We start from the raw sequence: 22,148 nt of genomic DNA on the forward strand, positions 1-22,148 counted from the left end.
TCAAACTTTTATGATACATCTGATTCAAAAATATTTACTGTCTTCACTATCAGTCGTACTGCTGCTTATCTCCTTTCCACAACTTTCTGAGGCACAAGACAGCGGTACATTTATCACTTCAAATAATACAGAGGCTGAAATTGTGCCCCGGTATCCAAAAAATGATGCAGAGTATCATATCACCACACAGGAAAACAGTGTTACCCTTTTACTCACCAACAGCGCCATCTATCTTCAGTTTACAGACGATTATTTAGAGAAGATTGCCGAAGAAATTCGCGGAAAAAATGAATCGGATGATTCTGATCACCTCGGTGCTGTTTTACGGTCTGCTATAAGTAGCGGGGTACAAACACTGCTGGATCGGGCTATCACTGTTCCTCTCAATGAGATTGAAGAGATCTACTACGAAAACGGCCGATTGGTTATTATCAACCGTGATGGAGAAGATATGTTTAAGGAGGCCGAAGTTGATGATGTCTTAATTATGGAGGATTTCTCCCGCAGAGATGCAAGGCGATTCGTTGCAGAATCCGAAAAGAGAATGATATAGAATAGTTAAAACAAAAAAAGGAGCGACTACCCCCGGGTCGCTCCTTTTTTTATGCTGATCACTTCTGAAAGGGACCGCTCAAACTCCCTCTCAAAAGTCTCTGTCTTGATAGTCATTACGTCAATTTGGATTGTTACAACCAATCTGACTGTATGACACAAGAAAGAGTAATTCCTTACAAAATATTTTCAAATAACATGAATTCGATATAAAAAAAACTGATGACGGCACTGAACTATTCTCCCCTAAAAAGGGGAGATTTAGAGGGGTGTCTATAGGATTTTTTTCATCATTTTTTAATGAATATCCATCGTATTCCGCCTTTGTTAAGGGGTACTTTAAATTCCAAATTCTTATCTCGAACTCACATTAATTTAAAAGCCACGGAATCACGGAAGTACTCTAAATATTCCGTGCAATTCCGTGTTTCGCTTCGCGTCAAAAGATGAGCCGTGGCAATAGAGTTTAAAGTCTAATTTTTTTTCAAAACAGTTCATCGAACCCACGTCATTTTAAGGTTTAATCACTGTTTTACCTTTGGTATGCAGTGATTCTATCTCCTGTAGAGCCTGCTGAGCATCATCCAGTTTAAATGTTTTGGAGACATGAACCTTCAATTTGCCACTATCTGCCAGTTCACTTAAGTGCTCCAGTTGTACGGCATTGGGTTCCACAAATACATACTGAAAGTGTACGTCGTCCCTTCGTTCAGGATCGCTATTGGTAATGGAGATTAATCTACCCCCATCCTTCAGCCTGTCGTGCGACTGCGCCAGTGAATCTCCCCTGGAGCAGTGAAAAATCATATCTACACCATCCGGAGCAATCTTATCAACAGATTCACCGACATCACCTTTGCTGTAATCAACTGTGTAGTCAGCTCCCAGATCTTTCATATAATCCTGACTTGATGATCCGGCAACACCAATCACAGTTGCTCCTTTCCATTTCGCAAGTTGAAGAGCAAAAGAACCGACTCCTCCGGATGCTCCCAGAATCAGAATTGTCTCTCCTCCTTTCAAATTTCCTGCATCAAACAGAGACTGATAGGCGGTTAAACCGGTGAGCGGGACTCCCCCGGCTTCATCCATTGTCAATTTATCCGGACTCTTTGCTACATAGCTTTCCGGAATGGAAATATACTCTGCAAATGTCCCGTGCTGAACCTTTGGTCTCCGTGCATAGGCGTACACCTTATCACCTTTTGCAAATCTTCGTGCAGAATGTCCCCTTTCTTCAATCACACCGGCAACATCCCAACCTGGAATTACAGGAAATTCTGCAGGAATAAACTCATTCAACATTCCTCGAGCCACAGCTGAATCCACGGGATTCACACCGGCTGATTTAACCCGGATTAACAACTCTCCTTCTGCGGGTTCAGGCTTTTCCAGTTCACCAACCTTGATTTGATTTAACTCACCAAACTCATCATAATAAGCGGCTTTCATTTTATTCACTCATAACTGATCTTAATTTTTTAATTTAATTGATTTTATCTCTTCACCGTTTAAAACAAGGTTGATATGAGATGCGTTTCGGTTCTTCTGCTGATGAAACATGTTCAGCCTTCCGTTCGTAGCAAAGAAAAAGTTTGAACACATTTTTTAAACAACTTTATTTATTTAACGTCAGCTCGAGACAAAGATGCCTCAAATGATGCAATACGTCACATTATTTACACAATTAAGAAATTTATCAATCTAAATCGGGGAATTATGAAAGCCTTCACTTCGCTCTTTTTCACGCTGTTTTTTCTGATATCTTTTTCTACAGGATTGGCCCAAACATCTGACAAATCCAATTATCCCTTAACTGTTGGAGAAGTGGTTGAAGACTCTTTAACATCCGAATCCGTGCACACATACACACTCGAACTCGGGGAGGAACAATTTGTTCACGGTTTTGTCATTCAGGAGAGTGTAGATGTTACCATTTCAATATTCAATCCATCCGGGGATAAAGCTGCTGAATTTGACTATTCCGCAGTCGGTAAAGATTCATTTCAGTTTAATACAAAGAGCGCCGGAACATACAGGATCGAAGTAAAACCCTTCAAAGAAGCTGAAGGAAATTACTCTATCAGGGTTGAAGTTGTGGAACCGATAGCCACAGAGCCTGCTGCCAGGTTGAATCAGATGATGGTGGAATATTCCGGAGATGATGTGCCCGGTGCAGCGGTTTTGGTGATGAAAGACGGAGAAGTAATTTTTCAGGAGTCCTATGGGATGGCCAATCTCACATATGATATTCCCATTACCGAAAACACCCTCCATAATATCGGCTCCACATCCAAGCATTTTCTTACACTCGGCCTGTTGCTACTTCAAGAAGAGGGTAAACTTTCCCTTGATGATGATATCCGTGAATACATCCCCGAACTTCCGGAATTTGAACACACAGTCACTCTTCGTCATTTAATTACACACACAAGCGGTTATCGAGAATTTATCAACCTGTTAGTCATGACAGGACGGAATATTAGTTCAAGTCTCGATACAGATAAGATCATCGAGATTGTTCAGCATCAGCCCGAACTGCAAAATGTTCCCGGTAGCGAGTTCAACTATAACAATACCGGTTACTCGCTGATGACCGAAGTGATAAAACGTGTTACAGACACTCCATTTGACGAGTGGATGAAAACAAACCTTTTTGAACCATTGGAAATGCACAACACCGTTGTACGAACCAGTCCGGATCAAGTCGTTGATAATCGATCAACAGGTTATAGCTTTGGCAGCAGCGGTTATGAAGAAGTTACTGATCTTGGTGGTGCCGCCGGTGCGGGTGGTATCCACATCACTCTTGGCGATTTTGCAAAGTGGATTCAAAACCTGAATCATCCTGTTGTGGGAACACCGGAAATGATTGAGGAGATGACCACTCCTTATGAACTCAAGAACGGTAACTCGACAGGGTATGGACTCGGACTGTTTATTCAGGATTACAAAGGATTAAAACAGATTCATCATGGAGGCGGTGATGTGGCTCACCGTTCAATGCTTATGATTTTTCCGGAAATTGATGCGGCTGTGGTCACTCAGAGTAACCTGGCCTCTTTCAATGGATCCATTCCAAACCGCGTTGCCGATCTCTTTTTTGGAGAATACATGGAAACTGATGAAGAACCTCAGCAGACGGACGATGCACTTGCCTCTGAAGGAGAATCCGAATTTGAATATGATCCCGAAAATTTTGACCGTTTAGCCGGACGATACGAATTAAGCATCATGCCGGGTTTTATCCTTACATTTGATCGTGAAGGCGAACGTATCTATACCCAGGCTACCAATCAGCCCGAAATTGATCTGACAGCCACATCCGACTCCACGTTCAACCTGATGGGAGTAAACGCCTCTGTGACCTTTCACTTAAATGAGGATGCAACAGCAGACTCCCTCACACTTCATCAAAACGGCAATCATATTGCTAAAAAGATTGACTTCACACTCGCCCCCGATGAAATGGCTGAATATACGGGCCGGTACTTCAGCGAAGAAATTGAAACCATCTACACGATAGTTCTAAAAGATGAAGAGCTCTTCATGCAGCATTACCAGCTGGAGGATGACCTAAAACTGGATCCAACCAATAAGGATCAGTTCGGTTCTGTAATGCCCATACAAACCGTAGAGTTTGTCCGAAGCGAGGAAGGAGAAATTACGGGATTTAATGCCTCGAATGGCAGAACAAGAGGTGTGTTTTTCAGGAAGCTGGAATAATCTAATATGGGTTCGCAATAGGAATAGACATTCGTATCTCCCCACCCTCATAAATGTGGATAGAGGCTTATATTTCCCATGCTACTATAATTTTAGTGTTGTTGATTTATTGAATGCAATAAATTAAGGCGCTTATTTTTCTTATTGAATACAACCGTACTCCAATATGAATTGATACTTTTTTAAAAAAAGAAAAAGATCCCTCCGGCCTTGATTGGTGGAGGATTAGCATGGTTTGCACCAAAGCGCGGGAGACATCACAATATCGGCTCCCTTTTGGGAGCAATCGATGTTGTGTAACCGCGCGGGCCAACCAGGCCCGGAAGCGATCACAGCCGGGAGTTTTTGGTTACTTTTGGCGGTCCAAAAGTAATAATGAAAACATGTATAGTTGGATCTTAGCTATGAGATTATTAAATATTTCTCTATTCAAAACCCAACCCAAACCGGAACATTCAAAAATTCACCCAGTTCACGGGCATCCTCCAGGATTTCATTCTTATTGCCGTGATCGATTACATTAAGACGGCGTCCATCTTCAAGAACCAGATTCAGTTCATAGCTGTAGTAGGATGTTTTATCACCTTTCACGTACTCTCTGATTAACTGGATGGCGTAGATGTTGCTAAACATTGCCGCATCTTTTTTATCTTCAGGTCGATAGATGTAGTCAGGCTTTTTATGACCTTTCCAGTACATACTAGATTGCTTATCAAAAACCCGGGGCTTTGCCATCGAGAAGTAGACCCAGCCTCCCGCCCCGGCAAATACGGCTCCAAATAGAATAATAACAAGAACAGCCCAAATAGACTGCATTTCCGGACTATCTGAACCCGCAGTTAAAAATAATGCGGGAAAACCTATACCAGCAGCTATAAACACACCTGAAAAAAGCTTAGCTCCAAGTGTGGGTCGGAATTCCAAACGGTTATAATCCACAGATACCATTTTGTGAGTGTGGAAATTACTCCCTCCCCTTTTATGCGGCGTCCACTCAATAAATTCAGCTAAAGGGTCATTAAATCTGGATGGATCAAATGGTTCGATAGAGCCGGCTGTTTTAATCCACTTCTTCAGTTTTTTTAGCATCACTATTTATTGTTAAATGAAAAATTTTAAACCGATATCAGTCCGCTTGAACACCGTTATAAATTATTAATAATTATTAATAGAAAATTGTATACACTTGCTGAATGAAAATACAATTAAATCTATTTAACAAATTCTTACTATCAGATAATAATCTGATATCACAAACACAACTCACCTTAATATTTTACAGGAGAAATTTTGAAATATAGTTTAAGCTTTTTAATCCTGCTTGCAAGCATGCTGATTTTTTCAGCTTGCAGTGACAGCACCGTAAGTAGCTCTGAAGTTGAATTGACTACTGAGGAGTTCAATTCAGAAGCCGAAAAGAGAGCTCCTTCACCGGCGATCAAACCATTGCTGATATTGTAGTTGAATCTGCTTCAGCTGATGAGGCTGAATTCACGCTTTTACTGGCTGCACTTGAGTATACCGGATTGACCGGTGTGTTTACAGGCGGTGACCAGTACACGGTATTTGCTCCGGTTGACCAGGCTTTTTTAAATCTTGTTGAGGCACTATCCGGTGATCTCGATCAGGATATACTGGAAAATGAAGGCCCATTCGCGGCCATCGATGATCTCTTAGGCGAAGGAGCCGTTGCCAATGTGCTGCTCTATCATGTAACCGAAGGACGCCGTGCGGCAAATAGTGTGGTTCCAAAAAATATGCGGGCCAAAGATCGTAAAATTAATACACTTCTTGAGGGCGCCAGCTTTAATGTCGCATTCGGTGGAGTAATAACAGATATCGCCGGACAGGAAGTTAATATCACAGCCGCAGATATTTCTGCCTCAAACGGAATTATTCATGTGATAGATACTGTGCTGCTTCCATTGGAATAAGCAGAGCGTTCACGACATAATTCAACTCTTAGAAAGCCCATGTAGTAATCTGACTATATGGGCTTTTTTTTGGCTTTACCTTCCGACTCTCTATCAGTCAAAAAAACCATTGGCAGGATGGGATTGGCGTTGAGGCTTTAGCGTAGTTGCGCTTCTCTCCTGGCTAATTCCGGTAGAATTCGAAAATCAATTCTATAGTCAAGTTAACATGACATATATCAACTTAAATTGACAAAAGTCAAGTTAAATTGATATATTATCATTCCAATTCGGTAGAAATGTAAATAGTCATGAAGAATTCAAATCAACATAGTGCTTTGAAGCACCCACTTAACTCCATTCTTGGTTCGAAAGGGCATGTAATTGTACTTCGTGAATTAATCAGGGCAAACCATCCTGTAAGTCATTCTGAACTGCTGCAGCGAACAGACCTATCCAGGCAAGGAGTTTATGACATTACGAAGAGACTGGTAGAAACAGGAGTTGTAACGTACACCGGTTCCGGCAGGCAACAGCTGGTCACTGTACGGGAAGAGTACCCTCTTTATGAGGAATTGGTAAACCTATTTAGCAAAGAGACTCAACGCTATGAAGAGTTGGTGGATACGATGCGCTCAATAGTACATAACCTCAAGAAACAACCCGAATCCGTATGGATCTTTGGCAGTACTGCACGAGGTGACGATGAATATGGTGATCCGGTTCAAATAGCCGTTTTAGGAAAATTGAAAACCATTGATTCATTAACCGATGAATTCAGGGAAAAACTAATTCAGAATAACGTAGAATCAACCTTTGATGTAACGATTGATATCAGAGGCGTAACAGTTGCTGATCTGGAAACAAAACCTTCTCTTACTGAGCAAGGAACGGTTCATTTGTGGGGGATCGATCCAAAAGATTATCTGAATCCGCCAAAAGATGAAACCACTTCAGTAAAAAGTCACCGGGACCTGGATGAAAGATCACAGGTGGAATCAAAAATCTGGACAGAACTGCTCAAATCAAATCCGGAAATTATTCCAAGAACCATCTCCCTGCTTGATAAGCAGATTGATAAAACCTCTACCGGTGAGAAGTTGGAGCTGTTGGAATGGAAGAATCTTCTTGATAACAGTTCTTTTCAGAGATTGAAAAAATTTATGGAGTCCGATTCCGAGAAAGCCGTTCGTTTGAGGCAGTCACTCCCCTTTTGGCAAGTTCTCACGGAGAATGAAAAGAATAAGTTTGAACAGTTAAAAAAGGAGCTTAAGCAATCATGAACAGAGAACAGCTGGAACATGCCATTCGAGCAGCCTGCACGGTTTCTGAGGATCAGGAACTGATCATTTTTGGCTCGCAGGCCATTCTGGGTCAATTCCCTGATGCTCCTTCAGAGCTAAGAAAATCAATTGAGGTTGATGTATCACCGAAGAACAAGCCTGAAGCCGTTGATAAGATTGATGGCGCGTTGGGAGAGAATTCATTGTTTCATAAAACTCATGGATTTTATGTTCACGGGGTTCCCATTGAAACAGCAAAACTGCCAAAAGGATGGGAGAAGAGAACGAATAAGGTTCAGGATTACATGGATGGGAATTATCTTGGTTATTGTATTGAGGCTCATGACCTGGCAGCCAGCAAGCTGATCGCATTTCGTGAAAAGGACACAGAATTTGTTAGGCGTTTGATTCTCGAAGAGATGATTGACATTGACACTCTATTGAAAAGGTTAAAAGTCACAGACGCAGAAAAAGAGATCAAAGAACGTGCTATCCGTTGGGCGGAACGTATAGCAGAAAATCTATAAGAAAGCTAACATGTTCCTCGGGCCGGGCTTCCCGATTCGACCGCAAAAGGCGCGGCTCTCATTTCCCTTCGGCGGGATAAACTTCTCGCCCGGCTAATTCTATCAGTGTATTTAAAATAAAAAACCCCTGAGCCACATTGTGATTCAGGGGTTGTACCTCGGGCCGGGCTCGAACCGGCACTGACATTGTAATGTCAATTGGATTTTAAGTCCAACGCGTCTACCAATTCCGCCACCGAGGCATCCAATTGAATTGGAAACACTGTCTTTTAAAACAGATTTTAAATATAAGGGAATCCCCAATACTTGAACAACATTTTTTGAGGCTTTTTTCGCTTCTATTTACCACACATCTCAAATTTCTTTCCAACCATCTACTCAATCACTTTCCGCAAATCGTAGCCGGGAACAATTTTCGAATTACCGATTTAAAATAAAATTGGTCTCCATGCACTAAATCAGGAACAAACCGTTTCAAACACAGTTCTGAATATTGGGGCTTCTTATCGGAGCGGGGCCCTACGGAATAATACTGAATACCGAATCCTGTTGTTTATGAATACTGAAACTGCTGCCAAAACCACTGATAAATCCCGATCCAAGTCTAAAAAAGGATTTTTTAACTCGCTGAATAGTAACCTGGCGATCGATCTGGGAACTGCAAATACCCTCATATACCTTAGCGATCAAGGTATTGTTTTGAATGAACCTTCAATCGTTGCGATCGACCCCAATGGAAAAATTATTGCAGTAGGGAATGAAGCTCAGTTGATGCATGAAAAGACTCACAAGAATATCAAAACCGTTCGTCCTCTGAAAGGCGGTGTGATTGCCGATTTTGACATCGCTGAAAAAATGATGCGCGAAATGATTCGTAAGGTGATGAAAAAGCGATGGTTTGCCACCGTTAAAAAGATGCTTGTTACCGTTCCCAACGGAATCACTGCAGTGGAGAGAATGGCCGTGCGCGACAGTGCAGAAAATGCCGGTGCCAAAGAGGTCTTTCTCATTGAGGAAACAATTGCAGCAGCCGTAGGCATGGGACTGAACGTTAATGAACCGATGGGAAATATGATTGTAGACATCGGTGGCGGCACAACAGAAATTGCCATTATATCTCTCTCCGGAATTGTTCATGCCCAGTCGGTAAGAATTGGCGGTGAAAAGATGAACGAAGAAATCGTGAATTTCATACGAAGAAAACATAACCTGCTGATTGGTGAACGGACCGCAGAGAAAATTAAGCATGAAATCGGATCAGCCATTCCCGGTGGTGAAGATAAAGAGATGATTACAAAGGGACGAAATCTGGTAAGCGGAGTTCCGAAAACTCTAACCGTCACCTCTGAAGATGTTCGTGAAGCCATTCATGAATCAGTCAATGCTTGCCTGGATGCCGTAACCAAATCCCTGGAAAATACTCCTCCGGAACTGGGAGCTGACATTCTGGATCGCGGTATTATGCTAACCGGCGGTGGTGCACTGCTAAAAGATCTGGATCGAATGATCTCCGAAGCTATTGAACTTCCGGTTCATGTGGCCGAAGACCCGTTGACCACTGTAGTGAGAGGAACGGGAATTATTCTTGAAAATCATGATGAGTATCAAAACTCACTTTTTTAAATCTGTCAACTCCCAGAGCTTCCAAACAACTTATCCAATAGGTAAAACCCCTTACTTCTAAACCGCTATTTTTGATTAATAATCAATTATCACTGTCAGGAAAGTACAAAATCTGTGTCTTACACCCAGTTTAGAATTTGTTCTAAATAACGTGAGTTTGATACAAAGTAATTGAATTTGGTTACATGAGAAGTCCCCTCCTTTTCAAGGAGGGGATTTAGGGGTGGTTATTTAATGCGAATGAACTAACTTTACAACTTGTAGCTCCACTTTGAGGACTGTAACCTCCCCCGACCCCTCCTTAGGAAGGAGGGGAAACATTTTTTCCAAACTCTTATTTCGAACTCACATTAAATAGTCATATTCAGCAAGAGAATTCACTCACTTACAAACATACTATTACATTGAAAAATAGCAGCATATCTCGGCCGGAATTCAATCCTGTCGCCATTGAAAAGATTGAAAAGTATATAAACGGTTCACTGAATACAGAAGACATTGAAGAGCTTTGGTCTTTTTTCATTCAAAACCCGGATTGGTATTTATTTTTTGAAACCTACCTGACGATGAAATCTTTGTCTGATCAGTTTTAATTCAGAACTCAATTCTAAACTCAGTTCTCTCACTATCATTTTGTGTCCAGTTTAACACCAATCGTCGCTGATCTGCATCATAGCTCCATCCCTCATCATTTGAAATAACTTCTCCATTAGCGGTTATTTGAACCGGTTCATCCACAAATTTAAAGCGGATTGTGTACTCGGTTTGATCTCTCCTTCCGGGAAAATCGTTGACCCGGGCCCCAATATTGAAGGTAGCATATCCATCCCCTTCAAAATATCGATACGCTATAGTTGAAAACTCTCCGGTCATATAATCCAACGACTCTCCATCATCTTCATAAAGACGAAATGTCCCGGAGTCGCCTCCGTAAACATCCAGAATCAGTTCTTGATTATCTTCTGAACCAACCGGAACAGTGGCGTCCGGCCTCTTTGGAATTATAGCGCCGGCCTTTACAAACAAGGGGATAGAAAATAGTGAGACATTGACCTCAACCCCCTGTCCTCCCTCGTAAAATTGACCTGTTTCATATTCGTACCAGATGCCTTCTGGCAGGTAGAGTTCTCGGATTTCGGCTCCCTCCTCAAATACCGGTGCCACTAAAAAATAATCTCCAAACAGAAACTGATCGGGATAATTCCGGTCTCCTGTGATGAGTTTGGTACCTATAGTTCTCGCCCTGTTGGAATAGCTGTAGATGTAGGGAAAAAGCTCTCGCCGAAATTCTATCAACCGGCGGTAATATTCCCGGTTCTCCACTGCCTGATCTTTCGACTGAAAAGGTGAAAACATCACATTCTGAAAAGCGGATAGCTGCAGTGTTCGAATCATCAACTCTTCGGAGATTTCACCTTCAACTTCATTTTGCGGATCATACCAGTCCGGAAGAATGAGAAGCCATGGACTTTCGTAGGTTACCAAATCGGGATTTGAAAGAAAGTGAATCGTTTTTTTCAATACTTCAAAACCGGCGCTTTCTTTTGGCCTATACCAGGGTAACGGGAAGTTCTTGTGGGTAGAGTCAAGAAGGTTTTGAGCCGGATAGAGATCAAATGACCTGGAGTTTGAAGATTCAGAATCTAAATCTTCAAAGGAAGTGAAATCAGTATAAAAATTAAATTGCCCACCGGTATAATCGCCGTCAAGCAATAAATTATTAGCCGGATTAACGCTTTGGTTCACTATCACGCCAAAAACCCATGCCGGTGGAATTCTGGACTGCTGGAGTCTTTTTTCGATTTCAGGTTCCATGCGCCAGTCTGTAGTTTCGGGAAAACCGGCCCCGGAAGGAATTATACTACCATCTTTTGAAAAGTGCAGCTTGCTGACGTGCAACCCTCCTGCACCGCCCGACTCCAGCTGTACTCTGTAAAAACCTTCATTTTCAGCCACAAGCACTACCGGATCTTCGGTTAACTGATCCAGATTTACCCAACGAGGTACTTCCTCTGGGAGAAGTTCTAGCCTATGAATAGATATTGTTTCATCGCGTCCATCTAAAAATCTTAATTGTAGCGGCTGGGTTTTTTCGGAGCTTGTGTGCCCCAACAACCAGAATGCATATCTTCCCGGCTCACGAATATAAAAAGAGATGGAAGTCTCTCCTGTGGTTCTCTCTTCTAACTGTTCTGATACTAATGAAAAAGCAACTCCTGAGGAATCCGTTGTCCAGTTAGTATTTGAATAGGCTGAATCTGCATGAATTGATACGATGCCCTCTGCATCATAGAAATCCGCCATTGGCGGACGATTGCAGGACCAAAAAATGATAGGAATTATAAAAAAAAAGAGTCTGAATACTCTGGCTACTCTCATTTGAAAAAGTATAATTAAGCGATTTGTGGATTGCAAAATCGCCAAATCATTTTCAATTCGGAAAGTAATTTTCAGAATTTTGCGAGTGTCTCTGATATCTTAAAGACAGAAAGCACTCGCTTGACTCGACTTTTAGTCGTGAGACTGATTTACCTGTTCTTTAAAGTCCTTCGACATTTTTAAAACCGGTACATGCTGTTCCGGGACAATTACTTCTTCATTCGTCTTTGGATTTCTTGCTACGCGTTGCGCACGTTTTACAACTTTAAAACTGCCAAATCCACGCAACTCTATGTGCTCACCTCGTTTCATGGCATCAATTACAGTGTCCATGAATCCATTTACCACGGCTTCAGTTTCTACTTTGGTAATTCCCGTCGAAGATGAGATTACATCAACAATGTCTGCTTTAGTCATAATTATGGGATTTACGTCTATTTTTATGAATTATTACGAAATCAATTTAGAGAGTATAATTTAACTCTTTAGTTTTGAAAGTAATTTTGAAAAGCTATCGTTCACTTCATAGCTTATTTCATAAAATTTTTAAGTAAATCTTTTATACATTCGGACTTGAATTAATTCAAAATCTTAAAGAATAAGGATGGAAACGCTAGAAAGAGTAGTAAATTTTTTAAATAACCTGGTTTGGAACACCCCGGAAATGTTGCCTCTTATGGTAGTCGCCCTTCTGGGTTTTGGTATATTTATTACCATTAGAATGGGGTTCATACAGCTTCGTAAATTTGGCCATGGTGTAAAAGTTGTAATGGGCCACTACGATAACCCCGACGACACCGGCGATGTTAACCACTTTCAGGCTCTATCTACTGCTCTCTCGGCTACCGTTGGTATAGGTAATATTGCCGGTGTTGCTATAGCTATTCACTACGGTGGTCCCGGAGCTCTTTTCTGGATGTGGGTAACTGCGTTTTTTGGCATGGCTATTAAATATTCCGAATGTTTGCTGGCCATCAAATATCGAATCAAAAACGCCGACGGTTCCGTCTCAGGTGGTCCGATGTATTATATTGAGCGTGGTCTTGGCCCAAACTGGAAATGGCTTGCCATCACCTTTTCAGCGCTTGCGGTAATCTGTTCCTTCTTTACCGGTAACGCCATTCAGGCGAATACGGTTGCCGACGTAATGGAGAACTCATTCATTTTTACTATTCCCACATATGTAACCGGTCTTATTACGGCAACTTTAGTTGGGTTTGTAATTATCGGTGGTATAAAGCGAATTGGATATGTAACAGCCCGCCTCACTCCTCTCATGGCAATACTTTATGTGTTGGGAGCATTAATCATACTTCTATTGAATTATGATCAAGTAATTCCTTCATTTGTTACCATTTTCACATACGCATTCAACCCGGTTGCCGGAGCGTTTGGAGTAGGATCAGGACTTTTCATTACCACAATGGTATGGGGCGTGAAACGTGGACTCTTTTCAAACGAAGCCGGGCAGGGTTCTGCCCCCATTGCTCACGGTGCCGCTAAAACGGAAGAGCCGGTACGTGAAGGTGCTGTAGCACTTCTTGAGCCGTTTATCGATACAATATTAGTTTGTACCATGACCGGTCTGGTTATTATCTCTACCGGAGTTTGGGATACGAAACACCCAACCGATGTAAACCTGAATTCGCCGGACATGGGTTATGAAGTTGTTGAAGTTGCTGAAAGCCCATCCATCCTTCAAGTGGAAGGCGGTATTGTTCAGAACGGGACCCTGTTGAGAAACGATTTCTCTATAGACACTCTCTACGTGGATCAGGCTCAAACCGAATTCTTTAGCGGAACCATTGATATGAGTACGTACACTGCATTCCGATCGGATACCGGAGAAAGTTCAGGCACGGTGTATGGAAATGCAATTTACAATGGAGCAACACTCACTTCCCAGGCTTTTGAAGTAGGCCTGTCTCCACTGATGCCCGGCGGTAAGTATATCGTTACAATATGTGTGCTTCTCTTTGCTATCTCTACATCTATTGCGTGGAGCTACTATGGAGACCGATCAATTCAATATCTCTTAGGGGACAAATCAATCATCTATTACAAGGGCGTCTATATTTTGCTTCACTTTGTGGGAGCCATTACTGCCTTAAGTACAATCTGGGCAATTGGTGATATTGCACTGGGCCTGATGACCTTCCCGAACCTGATCGCGCTATTCGCTCTATCCGGTGTTGTTTATGCCACATCTAAAGAGTATTTCAAACGAATGGAAGAAACCGATTACGATGAGTAAACGTCAGGAAATAATTGACAAAGTAACCGTTATCGATCACCCGGTGGTTGCCAGAGATCTCTCCATTTTGAGAGATAAAACCACCGGCACTGCCGAATTCAGGGCCGCATTGGGGCGTATTGCCACCATTCTCGCGTATTTTGCCCTGAAAGATCTGCCTCTTAGAAATACATCCATACATACTCCTATTACCGAAACCGCAGGCTGCGAAATTGATACCGAAATTATAATTGTGCCCATCCTCCGTGCAGGATTGAGCCTTGTAAACGCCATTATCAATTTCATCCCTGATGCAAAAGTCGGCCACCTGGGTATGTACAGAGACGAAGAGACACATAAACCCGTGGACTACTATTCAAATCTTCCAAAAGGAGTAAAAGATGGTTTGGTTCTGGTCGTAGACCCAATGCTTGCAACAGGTGGCAGTGCGGATGACGCCATCGGGTTTATGAAAAAACAGGGAGCCAACAATATCCGTTTTATTTCGTTGATTGCTGCACCGGAGGGGTTGGAGCGAATCAGTAAAAAATATCCGGAAGTACAAATAATTACCGCTGCTGTTGATGAAAAATTAAACAGTGACGCGTTCATCGTGCCGGGTCTGGGCGATGCCGGTGATCGCTATTTTAGCACTACTTAGACAAAAGCTTTACTGATTCGGGATTTAATCATCCTTTTACCTTCAGATTTTCGATCAGCATTTTTTAAGACGTAATTTCAGGATTCCATTTGTGTCTGACTTTCACTTTCATCATATCGTCCCGTTTTTTTTGATCTCCCTGCTTATAGCGGGAGCTTGCAGTGATCTTTCAGATTACGATAGTGAGCAGGTACAATCTACTTTAAATGACTCTCTCATCACCTCCACTGAGAGCTGGGACGTTGAAATGACGCTCATGCAGCAAGAGCGAGCCCGTATTTTCATTGAGGGAAGCTATGCGATATCCTATCAAACCAGGGAGCGGGCAGAAACACATATCGACGGCCCTGTTTACGTTCAACTCTTCGACACCACCGGTTCCGTTGAGACTGAAGCCTGGAGCAATAGAGCGGTTTATCTGGAAGAAAAAAGTGAATTTGAACTGTACGACTCCGTCCGGGTCCTCACAAACTCAGACCGTGAACTCTATTCAGATTATTTAGTCTGGTCGCAAAAAACCGATCGTATTACCTCGCCAAGATTTGTAACCATCATCACCCCAACCGACAGTATTTCGGGCCGCGGTTTTGATGGATTAACCGACCTCTCCTCTTACACTATTGATGAACCTCGTGGCAGATTGATCGTTGATTAATGAACAGGATTAAATCATATCTATTCATTTCCGTCGGGCTGATGCTATTTTTGATAGCTCTCCCTGAGCGGTCTGAAGCTCAAAACCGTGTAAACATTCTGGATGCGGACAGAGCAGAAGGTGCAGTTGTGGATGGGCAGTTCGTAAGAAAACTACTCGGCAATGTGATACTTGAAACCGACCAGATGGTTATGGAAGCGGACAGTATTTATGATTTTTCAGAACAAAATATGTTGCACGCTTTCAACATTCAGATAGAAACGGAATCTGAGATAATCTGGGCTGATACACTCTATTACAACACTCAAACTGATTACAGTGAGCTTAGAGGCCGGGTGATCGTACAGTCTGAAAATAACACCGTATTCAGTGAAAATATGGACGCCGCTCTTGCACTGGAGCTCATCATATTCAGTGATCCCGTACGATTTGAGGACGAACGAGGTACCCTGCTTGCAGAATCCGGTTTATACTATCAGGATGTAGACAGCGCCGCATTCCGCGGAAACGTCCAGCTTGCCGACAGCACTCAGTATCTTGAGTCGGATTCACTATTCATGAATCGCCAGGATGACCTTTATGAACTCTATGGCCGCGTTTATGCCGAAGATTTTGAAGATAATGTGATTTTCACCGGCGATTATCTGTATGCAGATTCAACCGGATACCGACTGCTCACCGGCGATGACGCCTGGCTGATGGAGTTGAGCGAAAATGAGGCGGATACAACACACCTGCTTGCAAAAAAAATAGAACTTCTTGAGACAGACACAACCTCAACGATGGATGCCTTTGAAAACGTCAGGATTTGGTCTACAAAATTCTCGGCCATTGCTGATACAGCGCTTTATCGGGACCATGAAGAGAAATTTGAGTTAAGGTCGAATCCAAAGCTTTGGCAGAAAAATATTCAGTTAACCGGCCCTGTCATTGAAGCACATCTTGAGAATAGTGATATACGGTTTCTATCATCTTACCCCCGCCCTATTGCTGTTCAGGAAGATACAGTAACAGGGCGATTACATCAGATGGCGGGTGATACGCTGCACGCCTATTTTAACGATGGAGTTGTTGAACGGATTGTCGTTTTTGACCAAAGCGAGATTATTTTCCATCAGCGCGATGAAAATGACGAACCGGATGGATTGATTGAATTGATTGCCCAGGGATCTTCCACCATGTACTTTCTTGAAGGCGAGTTTGATTTGTTCAAGGCCGAAAGGAATATCGATGGCTCCTATCTGCCTGAATCCACTCAGAATGTGAATAGAAGATTGGATAATTTTTCCTGGAATCCTGAACAAAAACCTCAAAGACCCACGATTCAGGTTCCGCGCCTGCCCACTATCCCCGAAGAGCGGCCCTTTGAGCTGCCCCCAAGGTATGTTCGATATATTGAAAATAATCAGAATTGAGATTTTAGTTTTGAGTTTTCGATAGTTCATAACTTGCATATTTTGTGGTCAAGCTATGTTAGGGACAGACAGAGGATAAATCTTGCTTATTAGATTATCTTTTCAAAGATTGTTTTAAATAATTCAATGAAACTTATGAGTCAAAAAATTTCCATAAAAGATCTGACAACTAAAGAGAAAATACAGCTTATGGAAAGTCTGTGGGATGAGTTGAGGGATCCATCTTCCGGGTACACCCCACCCCAGTGGCATGATGAAGTATTATTAGAACGAGAAGAAGCTCAAGAACCATACACAGATTGGGAGGTAGCCAAAGAAGAGATAAAAAATCGAGTTCGATGAAAATTCGGATTAAAGATTCCGCAAAAAAAGATTTAGTGGATGGATTTAAATTTTATGAACTACAAGAAACCGGATTAGGAAGCTACTTTTTAGACTCGCTCTTTGAGGATATTGATTCACTTCGTTTAACTTCAGGTATCCACCCATTAAAGTTTGATCGTTATCACTACTTATTAGCTCATCGCTTCCCTTTTGCCATTTATTACACTGTTAAAAATAAACTGATACTCATTCATGCTATTCTAGATTGCAGACAAAATCCATTAAAAGCATCTGACCGTTTATCTTGACTTTTTAGATTTGGATGATGTTCGAATACAGTTTTTTTTATCTACTAATGAACTAGTTATTTTCAATCGATTAAATTTCAAACTATTACAACCTCATGTCTGACCCAAAAGAAGCTTTTATTGTTGATGCCATTCGAACGCCAATCGGAAATTTTCGCGGTACACTGTCTCCGGTTCGTACAGATGATTTAGCCGCACACGTTATCAAGTCTTTGATGGAGAGGAATTCCAATCTGGATCCGGCATCAATCAACGATGTGATTATGGGGTGTGCCAATCAGGCCGGAGAGGATAACCGAAATATTGCACGCATGGCTCTGCTACTGGCAGGACTCCCCTTTTCAGTTCCGGGCGAAACAGTGAATCGGCTCTGTGCATCTAGCATGTCGGCCGCTGTTCATGCCAATCGTGCCATTAAAGCAGGTGATGGAGACCTGTTCATCACCGGCGGTGTAGAGCATATGACGCGCGGGCCATGGGTTATCTCAAAATCGTCAAAACCGTTTGGAAACGATTCGGAGATGCATGATTCAAGCTTTGGCTGGAGATTCATCAACCCAAAAATGGAAGAGCTCTATGGCACCGAAGGAATGGGAAATACGGCAGAAAACCTGGTAGAGAAGTTTGATATTTCACGTGAGGCTCAGGATAAATTTGCAGCTTGGTCTCAACAAAAAGCAGCCAAGGCAAGAGAGTCCGGACGATTGGCCGAAGAGATTGTTCCGGTCGAAATTCCGCGCAGAAAACAAGAGCCAATTCTATTTAAGGATGATGAGTTTATCCGCCCAACCACAACTCCTGAAGTTTTAGCGAAGCTGCGTCCGGCGTTCAAAAAAGACGGTAGCGTAACAGCCGGAAATTCCTCCGGCCTGAATGACGGCGCGGCCGCAATGCTGATCGCCTCAGGGAAAGGCGTAAAAGATCACAATCTAAAGCCGATGGTACGCATTGTATCATCAGGAGTTGCCGGAGTGGAACCTCGAATTATGGGAATTGGTCCCGTATACGCCTCAGAGATCGCCCTGAAGAAAGCCGGTCTGACTTACAATGATATGGACATCATAGAGCTCAACGAAGCCTTCGCTGCTCAAGCTTTGGCTTGTACCCGAAAGATGGGCCTGGATGATGATGACCCGAGAATCAATCCGAATGGCGGGGCCATTGCACTGGGACATCCACTTGGGAATGAGCGGTGCCAGAATCCTGCAAACCGCAGCCATCGAACTGCAGAAGCAGAACAAAAAATACGCCCTCGTTACAATGTGCATCGGAGTTGGACAGGGATATGCAGTTATTTTGGAGAGAGTGTAATCCCTTAGTTCTTAAAAGGTGTAATATGCAAATACTCTGCGTAATTCTGCGGCTATCTCAGCGCTAATCTGCGAGAAAAGAGCAGCCGCTATGAGCAATATTCAGATTTTATCATTCCTCTAATCGTTTTGGACAGATAAGGGATTTTTTAAATCAGGTAACTACTCCGGATAGATCTCCGCTTCAATAATTTTATCTCCAACCTGTAGCTTATCAAGTACATCGATTCCACGGGTTATATGTCCAAAATTGGTATAGTGTCCATCCAGATGAGGCGCCCAGCGGTGCATAAAGAAAAACTGACTTCCCTCCGTATCCGTACCTGAACTGGCAATTCCGGCCATTCCACGGCTAAAAGTCTCAAATGAAGGCTCCGTGGGAATTCGATAATCAGGTCCGCCAAAACCGTCTCGCCTGTCAAAATCACCGCCTTGTGCTACAAAGTTTCGCACCACTCGATGAAACACCACCCCGTTATAGGCGCCGGCCCTGGTCAGACTGTCAATCGATGACACAGTAAATGGAGCTGAGAGTGGATCCAGTCTCACAACAATGGTTCCCTGTTCAGTTTTCAGCTCCCAGAATGGGCGCGTTCCCATTTGATATAAACGATCGGTGTTAGGCAGTCTGAACGGTTTTTCAAATTGAAAATCTGCAGCTTCAAATTGATCGGAAAATCTCTCTTCCAGAACTCTCTGTAAAATCCGAGCCTGTTCTATCAAATCCTGCTCGATATAGCGTTCATAAGCATTATTAAGCGTTTCAAAGATGTCATCAGAAAGCACCCGGTCACTCAAAAATACCTCTGCTAATCCATCCAGTGAACTCCGGTTTCCGTCATCCAATACGTAAGTAATCAGTTCCTCAACGGAATTCCTGAATCGGTTTGGAATACCCCTTCTTTGCAGAAAACGCGTCATCATACGGCCGGCGTGAAGTGCTTCCACTCCCCCGCTTTTAATATGACCGGAAAGTCTTTCGAAATACTCCTCATCCGAATCCAGTGCACTGTAAATGATCAGAAACTGCTCTTTGAGATAGGGATTCCTTTCGGATAGTTCATCCAGGCGAAATCGATGGGATGAAATATCCATCCTATTTCTTAAAAACAGATTCAGTGAACTGACGAAAATTTCGGGATCACGGGTTGGTATTGTAACCTCTTCTTCTATTCTGTTTAGGAATGGCGGAGTTAAACGATCATGTTGGGTTAGCGAAGTTAAAACCTGGACTACAACATGATTATTCTTATGATGCAGAAGTCTAAAAATAGGCTTAACATCTTCAGTTTTTGGAACAGAGATCCCCAATGTAGATGCTAAATCAATGGCAAGTCCGGGCCTATCATTAAGCTCCTCATCCGACAGTTGATCCATGGCAACATGTAAACCTCTTTTTCCAAGCATTCTCACAACGGTCATATCCAGAAATTGATCCTGCCCAACGCCAAATTCTTTCCACTGATTCTCGGTAAGCGACGCCAAAAACGAATCCGCTTCCGGTCTGTTCACAGATGCACGGTAATAACCGTACAAAAGATTTCGCCGGATTTCCTGATCTTCATTTTCAAAAACAGTTCGTATCACTGCTTCATTAAGTGATTCGGGCACCTCCACTCGCGACATGATTCCGCCAATTGCTTTGGAGCACTCAGCCGAGCCAATCAAATCCATGGAGGATATCAGATATTCCAGGTCGTCGAGTTCGCCCTGTCTGAAAAATACGTTACAAACTGATTTGGAGCTGATCTCTCCTGCTCGAAATGCATTACGGATAGAATTAAGCCTATCACTGTCCAAGTCGTGAAAACTTACCGCAAACCATCCTCCTTCTACATCTTTTCTAAACGCTTCTTCAATCAGCAGATCCAACTCGGATTCATCCAGCTCCGTTTTTGCCAGTGCCTTCCAGGCTAGGTTTGAGACTTCCTGTTCATCATGGTTCACAAATTCCATCAAGCCGTTAAAATTCCGATTGGCAATCTCCTTTGTTATTTCAGGATATACCGTTTGTACTACTTCAGATTTGTGCAAGTACTCTTCATTTTCCGTACAACCCCAGAATAGGATCGATATCAAAAACAGTAGAAAAAAATAATGCGGTTTAAGATAAATGAAATTGAATTTTGAATGAGAAGTCCGTTTCTTACACATATTTCTTACAGTAAATGAATTTGTTATGGATAAAGTACAGTTGACGCGAAAACAAAAAGAATTTTTCGATTACATCGTGGAATATAAAAAAGAACATGATGTTTGGCCGACCTATCGGGAAATCTCCGATGAGTTTAACTATAAATCTCCAAACAGTGTAACACAAAATATTCAAGCACTCCTTAAAAAAGGATATTTGGTTAAGGGTGAGGATGATGAATATGACATACACCCGGATCATGAAGAAATTCTGGGAATAAAAAGCGGTGGAATTGAAGTTCGCGGGGTAATTGCCGCGGGTTACCTTCAGGAAGCTGTTGAGGCCGATCTTGGAAAGATTACCCTAGACACCCTGTTTCCAAACCTGGATCAGATGTTTGCTCTTCGTGTAGCAGGAATGAGTATGAAAGATGCCGGAATTTACGATGGAGATTTCGTACTGCTCATGGACAGTGATGTGAAGGATGGAGACATTGGCGCTATTCTTTATGACGGAGAAACTAGTCTTAAGCGTATTTACTACGATAAAAATGGTCTTCGCCTGGAACCGGCCAACGATGAATATAAAACCATACACGTTGAACCGGATGTATTTGAGGAGGTTCGCGTAATCGGCAAATATATCGGACACGTAAACCGAAACGGAATTCACAAAGCGTTCTAAAGAGTTAAATGCCGGTGGCAATTATTTAGTAATAAATAAGCCGGCACTTAATTTACTCTTTCTCTTCCTGCTTTTCAGATTGTTTCTCTTTTACCGTTTCCAGGTGACCGTTCGCTCCTTTTCGGGATTCAAATAGCTGGGAGTCTTTAATCCAGGCTCGTCCGCCATCGTGCTGAAGACGTTTACGGTTTTTATATTTGAACGCTTGTTTGTGTAGATCGGGCAGATTTTTCATATCAGTCGGTTTTTTTGTTTTGTAAAATACGTTAACTCTTCAATTTAGAAAAACAGTTTCTACTCTTTGATGTTCAAAAATATCCGTCAAAAATTTTAGCAACTTCCATTGGAAATAATATTTAGCATCATATTTTCATCAAATACGTATCAATGTCAGGCATTTACCGGTTCCACTAACCGAGCA

20 protein-coding genes, 1 tRNA gene and 1 pseudogene are annotated in these 22,148 nt (G+C 42.4%); 15 read left to right on the forward strand and 7 right to left on the reverse strand.

From position 1 onward, the window contains the following. Window positions 1-10 precede the first annotated feature (10 nt). On the forward strand, window positions 11-553 hold the full coding sequence (locus U5K35_RS15750) for a hypothetical protein (RefSeq protein WP_322572461.1): 543 nt from the start codon (window positions 11-13) through the stop codon (window positions 551-553). Window positions 554-1,065: 512 nt separating this feature from the next. On the opposite strand, the gene U5K35_RS15755 is transcribed toward U5K35_RS15750, so the two are convergent. After that, the gene (locus tag U5K35_RS15755; protein WP_322572679.1) at window positions 1,066-2,004 is read right to left on the reverse strand and encodes an NADP-dependent oxidoreductase; all 939 of its coding nucleotides are present in this window, start codon (window positions 2,002-2,004) and stop codon (window positions 1,066-1,068) included. A gap of 267 nt (window positions 2,005-2,271) precedes the next feature. Between U5K35_RS15755 and U5K35_RS15760 the strand changes: the two genes are divergently transcribed. Continuing rightward, the gene (locus U5K35_RS15760) at window positions 2,272-4,278 is read left to right on the forward strand and encodes a serine hydrolase (RefSeq protein ID WP_322572462.1); all 2,007 of its coding nucleotides are present in this window, start codon (window positions 2,272-2,274) and stop codon (window positions 4,276-4,278) included. Window positions 4,279-4,707: 429 nt separating this feature from the next. On the opposite strand, the gene U5K35_RS15765 is transcribed toward U5K35_RS15760, so the two are convergent. Beyond that, entirely contained in the window at window positions 4,708-5,367 is a 660-nt protein-coding gene (locus U5K35_RS15765) for a hypothetical protein (protein ID WP_322572463.1), read from the reverse strand. Between the two features lie 365 nt (window positions 5,368-5,732). Here U5K35_RS15765 and U5K35_RS15770 point away from each other — a divergent pair, with 365 nt between their 5' ends. The 3 genes from U5K35_RS15770 (at window position 5,733) to U5K35_RS15780 (ending at window position 8,001) form a co-directional block, all read left to right on the forward strand. Then, window positions 5,733-6,212, forward strand: a complete 480-nt coding sequence (locus U5K35_RS15770; protein ID WP_322572680.1) for a fasciclin domain-containing protein — start codon at window positions 5,733-5,735, stop codon at window positions 6,210-6,212. A 317-nt stretch (window positions 6,213-6,529) separates the two neighbouring features. Continuing rightward, entirely contained in the window at window positions 6,530-7,474 is a 945-nt protein-coding gene (locus U5K35_RS15775) for a hypothetical protein (protein WP_322572464.1), read from the forward strand. Next, on the forward strand, window positions 7,471-8,001 hold the full coding sequence (locus U5K35_RS15780; protein ID WP_322572465.1) for a DUF6036 family nucleotidyltransferase: 531 nt from the start codon (window positions 7,471-7,473) through the stop codon (window positions 7,999-8,001). The genes U5K35_RS15775 and U5K35_RS15780 overlap by 4 nt, the downstream gene beginning before the upstream one ends. Window positions 8,002-8,155: 154 nt before the next feature. Here U5K35_RS15780 and U5K35_RS15785 read toward each other — a convergent pair. After that, window positions 8,156-8,243 (reverse strand) — tRNA-Leu (locus tag U5K35_RS15785). A 313-nt stretch (window positions 8,244-8,556) separates the two neighbouring features. Between U5K35_RS15785 and U5K35_RS15790 the strand changes: the two genes are divergently transcribed. Further along, window positions 8,557-9,624 (forward strand): rod shape-determining protein, encoded by a 1,068-nt coding sequence (locus U5K35_RS15790; protein ID WP_322572466.1) that lies wholly within the window; start codon window positions 8,557-8,559, stop codon window positions 9,622-9,624. Between the two features lie 404 nt (window positions 9,625-10,028). Then, window positions 10,029-10,217, forward strand: a complete 189-nt coding sequence (locus tag U5K35_RS15795; protein ID WP_322572467.1) for a hypothetical protein — start codon at window positions 10,029-10,031, stop codon at window positions 10,215-10,217. A 1-nt stretch (window position 10,218) separates the two neighbouring features. On the opposite strand, the gene U5K35_RS15800 is transcribed toward U5K35_RS15795, so the two are convergent. Both U5K35_RS15800 and U5K35_RS15805 read right to left on the reverse strand, forming a co-directional pair. Beyond that, on the reverse strand, window positions 10,219-11,928 hold the full coding sequence (locus U5K35_RS15800; RefSeq protein WP_322572468.1) for a DUF5110 domain-containing protein: 1,710 nt from the start codon (window positions 11,926-11,928) through the stop codon (window positions 10,219-10,221). A gap of 207 nt (window positions 11,929-12,135) precedes the next feature. Then, window positions 12,136-12,420, reverse strand: a complete 285-nt coding sequence (locus U5K35_RS15805; protein ID WP_322572469.1) for an HU family DNA-binding protein — start codon at window positions 12,418-12,420, stop codon at window positions 12,136-12,138. Between the two features lie 187 nt (window positions 12,421-12,607). On the opposite strand from U5K35_RS15805, the gene U5K35_RS15810 reads away from it, so the two are divergent. The 7 genes and pseudogenes from U5K35_RS15810 to pcaF all read left to right on the forward strand — a co-directional run bounded on the left by U5K35_RS15810 (window position 12,608) and on the right by pcaF (window position 18,910). After that, complete coding sequence (locus U5K35_RS15810; protein ID WP_322572470.1) at window positions 12,608-14,257, forward strand: sodium:alanine symporter family protein; 1,650 nt, start codon at window positions 12,608-12,610, stop codon at window positions 14,255-14,257. 13 nt (window positions 14,258-14,270) lie between these two features. Then, window positions 14,271-14,897: a uracil phosphoribosyltransferase gene (gene upp, locus U5K35_RS15815; protein ID WP_416221655.1), complete on the forward strand. Its 627-nt coding sequence runs from the start codon at window positions 14,271-14,273 to the stop codon at window positions 14,895-14,897. 130 nt (window positions 14,898-15,027) lie between these two features. Continuing rightward, window positions 15,028-15,552, forward strand: a complete 525-nt coding sequence (gene lptC, locus U5K35_RS15820; protein WP_322572472.1) for an LPS export ABC transporter periplasmic protein LptC — start codon at window positions 15,028-15,030, stop codon at window positions 15,550-15,552. After that, a complete protein-coding gene (locus tag U5K35_RS15825) occupies window positions 15,552-16,967 on the forward strand; it encodes an OstA-like protein (protein ID WP_322572473.1) in 1,416 nt (471 codons plus the stop codon). Before lptC ends, U5K35_RS15825 begins: the two co-directional genes overlap by 1 nt. 135 nt (window positions 16,968-17,102) lie before the next feature. Next, a complete protein-coding gene (locus U5K35_RS15830; protein WP_322572474.1) occupies window positions 17,103-17,309 on the forward strand; it encodes an addiction module protein in 207 nt (68 codons plus the stop codon). Then, window positions 17,306-17,599: a type II toxin-antitoxin system RelE/ParE family toxin gene (locus U5K35_RS15835; protein WP_322572475.1), complete on the forward strand. Its 294-nt coding sequence runs from the start codon at window positions 17,306-17,308 to the stop codon at window positions 17,597-17,599. Before U5K35_RS15830 ends, U5K35_RS15835 begins: the two co-directional genes overlap by 4 nt. 95 nt (window positions 17,600-17,694) lie before the next feature. After that, a pseudogene (gene pcaF, locus U5K35_RS15840) lies at window positions 17,695-18,910 on the forward strand (3-oxoadipyl-CoA thiolase). Window positions 18,911-19,071: 161 nt separating this feature from the next. On the opposite strand, the gene U5K35_RS15850 reads toward pcaF, so the two are convergent. Then, window positions 19,072-20,943, reverse strand: coding sequence for a peptidylprolyl isomerase (locus U5K35_RS15850; protein WP_322572476.1), 1,872 nt, complete (start codon window positions 20,941-20,943; stop codon window positions 19,072-19,074). A gap of 145 nt (window positions 20,944-21,088) precedes the next feature. Here U5K35_RS15850 and lexA point away from each other — a divergent pair, with 145 nt between their 5' ends. Continuing rightward, window positions 21,089-21,727, forward strand: coding sequence for a transcriptional repressor LexA (gene lexA, locus U5K35_RS15855; protein WP_322572477.1), 639 nt, complete (start codon window positions 21,089-21,091; stop codon window positions 21,725-21,727). 52 nt (window positions 21,728-21,779) lie between these two features. Here the strand turns inward: lexA and U5K35_RS15860 are convergent, their stop codons facing one another. Next, window positions 21,780-21,962, reverse strand: coding sequence for a hypothetical protein (locus U5K35_RS15860; RefSeq protein ID WP_322572478.1), 183 nt, complete (start codon window positions 21,960-21,962; stop codon window positions 21,780-21,782). Between the last annotated feature and the right edge of the window lie 186 nt (window positions 21,963-22,148).

Source organism: Rhodohalobacter sp. (assembly GCF_034521535.1).
Lineage (GTDB): Bacteria > Bacteroidota > Rhodothermia > Balneolales > Balneolaceae > Rhodohalobacter.